This window comes from Bradyrhizobium sp. IC4060, from assembly GCF_020193715.1.
Classification (GTDB): Bacteria; Pseudomonadota; Alphaproteobacteria; order Rhizobiales; family Xanthobacteraceae; genus Bradyrhizobium; species Bradyrhizobium yuanmingense.
The window spans coordinates 58,444-69,087 of sequence record NZ_JADYVJ010000020.1; the positions used below are offsets into that span (position 1 = coordinate 58,444).

A 10,644-nucleotide genomic window follows, 5' to 3' on the forward strand; every position below is an offset into this window, starting at 1 on the left:
AGAATACCTATCCTCAAGCTTGCGTGAGGGCCACCCGTAAACGCGAGGCTATATCTTCGAACTTTCTTGAGACCGTCGTCTCTGCGTCAGCTCCACCTCCGAGAGCATTCTCGTCCCGATGATGCCCTTCCTCTCGAGATCAGCGATTTCCGCCTCGCAGAGTCCTAAAAGGCCGGTCAGAAGTTCCGTGTTATGTTCTCCCAGAATTGGTGCTGCGCGGCGGATCGAATGAGGCCGTGCGCCTTCACGAATCGGTATCGACGATTGCGGGTGCAGACCGATGAACGCGCGTTCAACGTCCTGAAAGAATGAACGAGATCTTAGTTGCGGATCCTTTAGCAGGTCGATTGGCAGGCGAACAACGCCGGCTGCGATGCTTGCGGCCTGCAGCTGGAACATCGCCTGATCTGCATCACGTATGCGCGTCCAGGCTTCGATGGCCCTATCGATCGTATCCTCTATCGAACGGCGACCGTCCGCGAGTTTCAGCGAGGGGTCGGCAGCCCAGTCTGCGCGGCCGATCACGCTCGCAAGCCTCTGCCACATACCCGCGTCGGTGACAGCCACTGCAATCCAGCTGTCTTCCCCGGCGCAGCGGAAGCAGCCGTGCGGCACAAACTGAGGATGCCGATTGCCGTACCTTGTCGACGTACCGCAAAGCGATTGGACAATGATCCATGGAGCAGCAAGCGGCAACATGCATTCGATCTGCGCGAGATCGATAAACTGCCCCTGCCCAGTCTCGCGTGCGTGGATCAGTGCAATAAGAACTGCAGCGCAACCATTCAGACCACCTATAGCATCCCCGAACGCAACGTGGCTCATTACCGGCGGCCCATTGGCAGTTCCTACCACGCTCGGCAGCCCCGAGCCCTGCTCCAGCGTCGAGCCGTATGCTCGGCAACCGCGAAAAGCGCTGTTCTTGCCAAAGGCTGACATCGACATCACCACCAGGCGCGGCTTGAGCATTCTCAGCACTTCGTAACCGAGCCCAAGCTTTGGCAGCACATCCACCGAATAATTGTCGACAACAATGTCGGCGTCCGCTATCAGCCGCTTAGCAAGGGTGAGGCCCTCGGGTCTGGTCAGATCCAGTGTGATGCCGCGCTTGTTTCGGTTCATCATGCAGAAGCGCAGCGTCTTCTCGTACATCTGACGGTTTACGTAATCCGGCCGGCGATCGACACCGCGCCACCAGTCCGGGTACTGGATCGCCTCGATCTTGATAACGTCCGCACCGAGATCAGCAAGGGTCCGCGTACACAATGGGCCAGCCCAGCCCATCGAAAAGTCAATGACGCGAGTTCCCAGCAAAGGCTGTTCGGCTGCACCGCTGCAGTCGACGAACATCGACACGCCTGTTGCGGAGTTCGATCGGCTGTACGTCAGAACCTGCCGCTCGCCAGGACACGGGACCTTTCCGCCCCGGCGCGGCGGTGTCAATGTCAGCCGCTGCATCGAGCCAGCCGTCAGCGCTCTTTCCTTGCCGAGCAGAATTGGGACGATTGCACCACGCTCGATCTTCTCCTTATCCTGGAGAAGATCGGACATCTCTGGCACCGGTACAATCGGGATCTTGCGCTTTAGTCCCTCGGCAAACCACTGCTGCGCGGTCCGCTTCCTAAGCCTTGGGATGAGCAGTCGCTCGATCTGCTCCATATGGTTCAGACGGTCGGCACCGAGCACGAGAGCTGGATCATCACGCAATTGAGGAAGACCGAGCATGTCGCAGAACGCACGCCACTGGGGTGGGGTTATTGTTGTGACGCCGAGCCACCCCTTCTTTGTTTCATAGATGCCTACTGGAAAGTTCGGCCAGAAGCGATTGATGCCGATCCGGCGCATCACGTCGCCGCGCTGAAATGCTTCAAATAGCTGATACTCGCTGAGCGAGATACACGCTTCGAAAATACTGAGCGAGTACGATCGACCTACTCTACTCTGCATTCGCGCAAACACTGACGATGCAGCTGCGATAAAGCCCCATAGACCTGCCACGATACCGGTCTGGAAATCCGGCGCGTGCAAAGGAGGTCCCTCGACTGGCCCAACCAGCTTGATGAGACCGGCAAGGGCGCGAACGATCGAGTCGCTCGCGTTGCTTTCAGCATAGGGCCCGTCGTGGCCGAACCAGCTCACATCCAGGTAGATCAACGTAGGTCGCCGTTGTCGGATTGCGGAGACATCAACGGGCGGACAGTTCGCGCCATCGACATCACGGCCATCGACCAGAATGTCGCAATCCTCAATCAACAGCGACAGTCGCTTGACCGCTCCCGGGTCGGCAGCATCGATGACGATACTTGACTTGTTGAAGTTCAGGAACGCGAACCACGCGCTCTGGCCACCTGGGGTCAGCGGAGCGCTGGAACGAAGTGGATCGCCGGTCGGCGGCTCGACCTTCCAAACCTCGGCGCCGAAGTCGGCAAACAGCCGCGCACAGTAGCTTGTCGCGGCTGAGCTACCAATTTCGACCACTCGCAACTGCGACAACGCCTCTTTGGTAGGCTTCATTCTTTTCCGCCATAACTATGCTTTGGAACCTACTAGCCTGCGGATGCGGTGCCCGTAAGCACCACACTGTTCTGGAGAGCGCCGCACCCGGATGCTTTCGAGTTGTGAGAGCTGACACACGACTTGCGCCATGCATGTCTTCTGACGCACCTGCTCGCCTCGCTGATTCTCGGCCGACCTGCTGAACAGAAGCTGCGTGGATCCAGCAAGGACCGTGCCGCCGCGCAATGTGTCGAACGATTTCGCTTCGAGACCACACGAGATGCTTTCGACGTGATCTATCTCAAGCGGCGAGAAAGCCCTGCTAAAGGGTATGCGGGCTGATTCTGAGCCGTGAAATGCACTTTCCGTCCCCCTTGCACCATCAGAACCCGCCGCTGTAGGAGACTGCGACAGAGGGAGCGCTACAGAGACGAGATGCCCCGACACCGCATATCAAACGGCCCGATTCTTCATCAGCAGTTCGAGAGTGCTTACAAAAGTCGTGAAAGATCCCTACGCTTTCCTCGCTCGATCACAGGCCGCTTGGGCCATTGGAGTGCAGGGGCTGGTATGCCGAACCATCACATAGCACCATCATCTCGAATCCGATGCCGGACTTCAGCGTCTGAGATCCACCAGGCAATTCCTGCATCTTCAACGCGACATTCCTGTCCGGTAGAGCGCATATTGCTGGAGCTCCGACACAAGCCGCGCGCCGTTCCTCCGGAACAGTTCCAGGTCGGCCTTTTAAATTGGAAGATGTTACACAAGTGGGATGCAGCAGCACGTCATCGCTAATGCATCTCCACCACGCGCAGCGATCAAGCTGTCATCTTTCTAAAGTTCGCCCCGACTCCAAGTACGGCTTTCCATTCTGGAAAGCATGGCACGGCCAAGTCGACGACGTCAGCGACCGCAGAAGTAGTAGTTCTTGCATCTTTGTAGACTACTCTTCGTGGCAGATCCCATCGGAACTCAATGTAGGGCATGAAGAACCTATTGCGCCGTAACGACGCTCATCAGCTAGGCAGCGAACTCGCCTCCCGTGATATCGATCGTCGCACCCGTAATAAAGCACGCCCCCGGTGACGCCAGAAAGGCAGCGAGGTCCGCCACTTCTTCGGCTTTTCCAAAACGCCCTACAGGAATGCGGCTGAGGGCGGAACGGTTCACCGCGGCTTCCGCCGGCCCAGTTAGATCACTGAGAACCCGACCCGGGGCGATACAATTGACCGTAACACCGTATGGCGCGAGATCACGTGCAGCAGCGCGGGTTAACCCGACCAATCCCGCCTTCGATGCAGCATAATGCGGACCTGCGATCAACGGCACGGCGCGGCCCGCCAGAGAGCCAACATTGATGATGCGTCCATAGCCATTAGAGATCATTGATGGTGCTAAGAGACGCATTAGCAAGAACGGGCCGCTTAGATTGACATCGATGACTCTTGCCCATTCCTGAGGCGACATTTGCGAAAGCCAGGGGACGTTCTGGTCCACGCGCTTTGGAGAGATTCCGGCATTGTTTACCAAAACTGTTATTTCGCCCCACCGTCGCTGGATCTGATCAACAAATCGGGTCACCTCAGCTTGCTGAGTGACGTCGACTACCCCCGCACAAACGCGATCTTCCAAATAGCCGAGGCTTTCGAGCGCATGCTGCACATTCTTCGTCTGTGTCGCCACGAAGGCCACTCGATAGCCATCCGTCAAGAACCGTCGCACGATCTCAAGTCCGATGCCGCGTGCTCCTCCAGTCACGAGGGCAACGCCCGGATCACCTTCTCTCAGCTTTCCTGTTAACATGGTTCAGACGGTCGAAAGGAGCGCCTTCCGTTGCGCTCAACGAGGGGGAGATGTCCTTCGCAGGAAAGCACAGTGTCCACAGCTAAATGAACGCTCATGTCCTGCGTTGCCATAGGTGTACCTCATTGCAGCCGTCCTGCTTCGTGGCCTCCCTGCCGGGGGGCGATCCTAGCATTGCGCCACGGTCCTTGCTGCTTTGTCGACAATGGCCTTTGGTACTCTGTCCAGAATGCAGTCACACAGCCGTTCTATGTCGCCAACCTCGTGATCCGCCGTAACACACACTCGAACGCCTGCGTTCCCTTGGGCGACGGTCGGAAAGAAGATCACGGAGGTGTAAAAACCGGCATCGAGAAGCTCACGTGCCACCGCAATCGCCTTGGCTTCCGATCCGATAGGAACCATTCTGATTGGAAGTGAACTGCCTTGCTCGACCGTCGCTACACGATCGTCAAACACCTTGATCCGTTGCCCCAACTGCTTCTGACGTTCGCCGAGTTCTGCCGAGCGGTGGATCTTACAAGAGCCCAGCGCCGCACCAACCGCTGCCAAATTGGGTGCCACCGAGAATGCATAGGGAATAGAGTAACGTCGAAAAAGAGCTTCCTGCTCGGCCGTTCCCAGCATCAACATGCCGCCCGATGCTCCGAATCCCTTGGCGAGCGAGGCTGCGATGATTGTGCGATCGCCCAAAGCCTCGGGGAACTGAGTGCGCGCAAATCCTTCCCCATGGCGTCCGAATAGCGATATGCCGTGCGCATCGTCAATATACAAAAAGAGCTTATAACGTTCCTGGAGCTCGCGCAGCTCCTTGATGGGCGCGTTCCCCCCCATCGAATAGACACCATCGCAAACATAGGCAACTACCGAGTGTTTGCGGCACAAGTCTTCGAGAGCGTCAATATCATTGTGCGCAATGGTTTCCACTCGCGTCTCGTCTGCAACGACTGGCTTGTGATACGCGAGCGAGAGGTGCGCATTACGGTCAAACACGACAACCGGCTTCGCGCCTTCTGTCAACATGCCAGAAGCAAGAATGGGCATGGCTCCAAGATTTGCGAGCATGACGGTTGAAAAGGCGATCACACGCGCGCGGAACATTTCCGACAGATTGACCTCGAGCTGTGCCAGGAAATCGAAATTGAGTCGGGTTCGAGCGCAAGACCAGTGCAGCGATCGGTGCGCCTCTATCGCCTCGATCGCGCCAGCTACGATCAAAGGATGATTGTCCAGCCCCAGGTAGGAACACCGTACAAAATCAATTATCTCCGGCCGATCATCAAGTGGACCGGTGCCTAACGCAAATGCGCGGCCGGTCGTAGAACGTCCTTGAACAGCCATGAGACCAGCGCTGTGAGCTGCATCAAAAAATTGCCTACTCTTGTTGATGACGTATGCGGTGTTCCGAAAGTGCCCTTTCGGGCGGCCACCTTCAGGGGGCACGATCTGCTGCTTCATGTCGCTCTCCATTCCCTCTGCAGGCGTGCGCTCCAGGTTGCTGAAATTCGGTACGGTACGCGGTTTTGCGAAGTCGGGCGGACTCTCTACATTTCCCGAGGAACAGCCTTCTCGAAGAGATGCGAACTTACACATGGCAGGTCAATTTCGCAGCTACTAGATCAAATAGGAACGCTGCAGTGCTCAACGTGCAGCGACTGAGCGCCGCCTTTAGAAGTGAGCTATCAAGGTACGCATCCCGCGACGCCCCCCGGCTAGGCCGTTTTTGGCGGAAGGCTGATCGCACTTAAGCGGCCTGAGCGACGCTTTGAGGCTGCCACTTGCAAGGCAGCAGTTCGTCAATGCGCTTGGCAGGGTGATCCGGCAGGCGCGCCAGCACGTGGGCAAGCCAAGCCTGCGGGTCCATATCATTGAGTTTGGCGGTGGCGATGAGACTGAAATGGCAGCCGCACGCCGGCCGCCCTCATCGGACCCGGCGAAGGTCTATTTTCGTCTGCCCACGGCGACGTAACGTTGCCATTGAGATCGAGAAGCTGGTTATCGTCGATATCGAATAGATAGATGCCTATTCCGCGCTCGACATACAGTGGACCTGGATTGCGCTCGATCGTACTCGCGACGTGCCGTCAGAGGAACACCCTCCGCGCGCGAGCGAATCTGTCTTTGGCTTTTTCGCCCAAGCTGCGAGAGTCCTACCATTATGCGAACTTCACTGGAACGCTGTTCACGCTACTAGTTGACTCAGATCGAGCGCGCACGTTCGCCAGCCACTCTCAGATCGCCGATTGCGATTGCCTCCCGGAGCATCAGCGTCCTTGGCGAGATCTCCGCTCTTTGGCCTTACGACCTTTGACCAGACTGACTAGCTCGCTGTCCTTGCGAGCCGCGACATTTCCGTCGTAGCGCTAGCCGCCGACATCTTCACAGCCATTGCCTCCTGTATGCCGGAGCGTTGATAGGCACGCGGCTAGCGTGGCTTGTTGCCTGTCTTTAGAAATGTAGTGCCGAGACTCCCCAGCACAACGCTACCTCGCTCCTCTCCTGGCGATTGACAAGACATTCCAACTCATCACCAGTTAACCAGGCAAGTAGATCGTCGGCCACAATATCCTCTTTTATCAGATGCAGCACCGACCCGCCTGGCTCACAATGTAGATGTCCGTACTGCGCAATAACGCCCTTAGACAGTAGCCAGCGCTCAGGAAGTCCAACGAGGAAGTCGGGAGCCCACATTGAGAACGACACGCCACGCAATACGGCAGCCATGATCTCAGGCATGCCCTGTCCTCGAAAGTCTTTGCGCAACCAGAAATCCCCGTGGTACGCCACTTTTCCATTGATCTTCTTCGCACTTGGCGCCGTGCAACTACAACGATCCTCAGGGTGTGCCTGTGTCGCAGGATCAGCATAGAATGCCTTCAGCGATTCAAGATGCTCTGCAAAATTGCTGTGCGAAAGGTCAAATAGCCGCGCAGCCTGCACAAGCGCGACTTCATCGTTCTTGTCGAGGCCAATAATCCAGTATCCCTCACCTGGTCTAATGAGCGAGCGATCCGGGCGGAACGTTGGATATGTCGGCGGTTTAGTCGGAAGCGTTTTTGTAATCGATACATATTTGCGAAAATCGAACCCGATCGAAAGCTTGATACCTTTCTGAGCAGCGGCTTCGTCGTATCTTCGAATGAAGCGCGAGACGTTCAAAGGGTTAACTAGGCGTTTCATCTGCAAACTATCCTGTTTTGATCAGCCGCGCCACAGCAAGTTCACGATAAAGGCTGGTCATGGATCAGGCCACTACCAACTCCGGTAAGGACGACGGAGGACGAGGAAATGGAGTTGGCACGATTAACATCAGGCGAGCTACGACATGACTCGCCAGTGGACGTGTCGATTCGGGCAATCGGCCTGCAGCGATGATGTGTCAGAAGCCACCTCAAATATATGGCGCTTTGATCACTCGCATACGTGAGAACAACGGCATTCCAGCGTTGCTACAGCACCATCCTTCCCCCAGCATAAAAGCTTTCTGGGCGCGTTTGTTTCGCGAAGGTCGCGCGTGAGATCCACTGAATTCAAAGACAACCAATCGCAGGCCGGCAGCTCCTCTGTCTTGGGAAAGCCCGAACGCGCGCTGTTCCGTTAATCAAAAGGCCTGCTTAAACTTCAGTCCAACGGGTGTGTCACTCTTTTTTGACCGTTTTATTTTTTTGACCAAGCGTCCGGTGTAGAAGGCCGTCGAGCGGTCGCGATAGGCCGAACAACGAAAAATCAATGGTTATCGGTACTCCCGCTCAGTCCACCATGGAAAGAAGTCCGGCAAATCAGCCGGTACCCTGTCTTTGAACACAGCCGGCCGCTTTTCCAGGAACGCCGTGACGCCTTCCTTGGCGTCGGCGGAGCGGCCGCGCGAATACATGCTGCGGCTTTCGATCTTATGGGCTTCCATCGGATCATCGGCGCCCAACATGCGCCACATCAGCTGCCGGATCATCGTGATCGAGACTGGCGAGGTCTTCTCCGTGATTTCGTGGGCGAGGGCACGCGCGGTCGGCAATAGCCGATCGGCACGCACGATCTTGCTAACCAGGCGGCCGGCAAGCGCTTCCTTCGCCGTAAATATCCGCCCAGTGTAAGACCACTCGAGTGCCTGTGCTATGCCGACGACGCGAGGCAAAAACCAGCTAGAGGCCCCTTCTGAGACCAAGCCACGCTGGGAGAATACAAAGCCAAAGCGTGCGGCCTCGGACGCGATCCGAATGTCCATCGCAAGCTGCATGGTTACGCCCATGCCGACGGCAGGTCCGTTCACAGCAGCGATCACAGGCTTGAGAGACCTGAAGATTCGCATGGCAATTTTGCCACCTCCGTCGCTGACTGAGGGATCGCTGTAATCCACCCTGCCATCGGGCAACCGCTTCACTGGCCCGCGCCGCACGTCACGATCGAACGTATCGGCTCCAAGGGAAAGGTCGGCGCCAGCGCAGAAGGCGCGGCCTTCGCCGGTTACAATTATCGCGAGGACGTCACTGTCTCCGTCGGCACGGTCGAAGGCATCTACAATTTCGCGCTCCATAAGGGAATTGCACGCGTTTAGCTTCTCCGGCCGGTTCAACGTAAGCGTGAGGATTCGCTCGGCAATCTCATACTTGATCGTCTCGTACGCCATAGCATTTCTTTCACCTATTGGAGACCCAAGTCTAGACCCAGGTCACGACGGCCTAGTCTGTTTCAGCGCTTCGTCCAATGAATGCTCGAATATGTCGAGACCGTCATTCAGTGTTTCAGAGTCGATCGTGAGTGCAGGCAGGAACTTAACAACCTGATCGACGGGTCCGCATCTTTCAACAATCAGTCCTTTTTCGAAGGCCTTGCATGCGGCATTTGCCGCTAGTTCGGGCACTAAACAATCAAAGCCCCAAGCCATTCCTCGTCCTCGAACGGAAAATCTGTTTCCATACCGGGCGGCTATGGCCTCAAGTCGATGGCGCATAACTTCTCCCGTTCGCTGAACTCCCTGTGAGAAGATATCGTCCCGCCAATATAGATCTAATGCTGCCGTTGCAGATACGAGCGCGAGGTTGTTTCCTCGAAATGTGCCCGTGTGCTCGCCTGGCTGCCATGCGTCACACTCCTCCTTGATCAACAACATGGATAGCGGCAGACCGTAGCCACTCAGCGACTTCGACAGAACGACGATATCCGGCGACAACTCTGCGAACTCGAAGCTAAAAAACTCGCCTGTGCGACCACAGCCCATCTGGATGTCGTCAACTATGAACAGCGCGCCCGCGCTCGTCGCAATAGTTTGGATCGACTGCAGCCACTCCTTGCGCGCTACGTTGATGCCGCCTTCACCCTGAACGGTTTCGAGAAGAATGGCGGCTGGACGATCAAGGCCACTACTCTCGTCTCTCAGCAATTTTTGCAAATATTCCGCTGTATCGACGTCCGGCCCAAGGTAACCATCGTAAGGCATGAAAGTTACGCCGGACAAGGAGACGCCGCTGGCCGTGCGGTAATAACGATTACCGCTTGCTGCAATCGCTCCTAAGCTCATTCCATGATAGCCATTCGTGAACGAGATTATATTCTGACGTCCTGTGACTTTGCGCGAGAGCTTTATTGCTGCCTCAACAGCATTGGCGCCGGTCGGCCCTGTAAATTGGAAGCGGTACTGCAGATCACGTCTTTGAAGTATGAGAGAGTTGAAAGTCTCAATGAACTCGAGCTTCGCAGGAGTGGCCATGTCCAGGCCGTGGATTACGGCATCCGATGCCAGGTAATCGGAAATAGCAGCTTTGAGCCGGTGATTGTTATGGCCGTAGTTGAGAGTTCCAGCACCGCAGAGGAAGTCGACGACCTTTCGGCCATCCTCCGTCAGCATGATTGAGCCGCACGCTCGGGAGAAAATGGCCGGAAACGAACGTGAATACGCGCGCACGCGAGATTCCAGCGCTTCCAACGTTTCCATGTTGCGTGACACGCTTGTCGCTCCAGCCATGTGTTGCCCTCCAACAAGCGAGTGGGTAAACGAATGGGCAGGCCTAACTCAGCATGATCACGCTCTCCGGAGGCCTTCCTCCGCGGTTAGTTACCTGAGATAGGGGAACAAAGAAGCTACCAGGGCTTGTAGGGGCGCTGGGGGCAAGAGCCAGGCATGATCTGTCACTTAACGGATGCTTCCAACTTCGGACAATTGGACCATCTTCATGAAAAGGCACCTACGAGCTCGGGGGGGCGCCATGCGTGATTACATAGTCGTCCGTGAAGAATACGGGTCGGTCTGAGAAGTAAGCAGAATTGGTCTTGATGTAGTATTCGATTTTGCAGGAAAGTGGGGTGCTGGACCTCGTTTTCCTGCGTTTTGGGATTTTGCTTTTGGGC

General features: G+C 56.3%; 6 protein-coding genes and 1 pseudogene. All 7 read right to left on the minus strand.

What is annotated here, in order from left to right:
• Window positions 1–48 precede the first annotated feature (48 nt).
• Entirely contained in the window at window positions 49–2,514 is a 2,466-nt protein-coding gene (locus I6F16_RS34555; RefSeq protein ID WP_225174417.1) for a CoA transferase, read from the minus strand.
• Between the two features lie 1,005 nt (window positions 2,515–3,519).
• The gene (locus I6F16_RS34560) at window positions 3,520–4,302 is read right to left on the minus strand and encodes an SDR family NAD(P)-dependent oxidoreductase (protein ID WP_225174418.1); all 783 of its coding nucleotides are present in this window, start codon (window positions 4,300–4,302) and stop codon (window positions 3,520–3,522) included.
• 168 nt (window positions 4,303–4,470) lie between these two features.
• Window positions 4,471–5,760, minus strand: a complete 1,290-nt coding sequence (locus I6F16_RS34565; protein ID WP_225174419.1) for an aminotransferase class I/II-fold pyridoxal phosphate-dependent enzyme — start codon at window positions 5,758–5,760, stop codon at window positions 4,471–4,473.
• A 286-nt stretch (window positions 5,761–6,046) separates the two neighbouring features.
• Window positions 6,047–6,273, minus strand: a pseudogene (locus I6F16_RS34570) (transposase domain-containing protein); the annotation flags it as partial.
• 477 nt (window positions 6,274–6,750) lie between these two features.
• Entirely contained in the window at window positions 6,751–7,482 is a 732-nt protein-coding gene (locus tag I6F16_RS34575; protein ID WP_225174420.1) for a hypothetical protein, read from the minus strand.
• 553 nt (window positions 7,483–8,035) lie between these two features.
• Window positions 8,036–8,926, minus strand: coding sequence for a crotonase/enoyl-CoA hydratase family protein (locus I6F16_RS34580; protein ID WP_225174421.1), 891 nt, complete (start codon window positions 8,924–8,926; stop codon window positions 8,036–8,038).
• 42 nt (window positions 8,927–8,968) lie between these two features.
• Window positions 8,969–10,231, minus strand: coding sequence for a diaminobutyrate--2-oxoglutarate transaminase (ectB, locus tag I6F16_RS34585; RefSeq protein WP_225174428.1), 1,263 nt, complete (start codon window positions 10,229–10,231; stop codon window positions 8,969–8,971).
• Window positions 10,232–10,644: the final 413 nt, after the last annotated feature.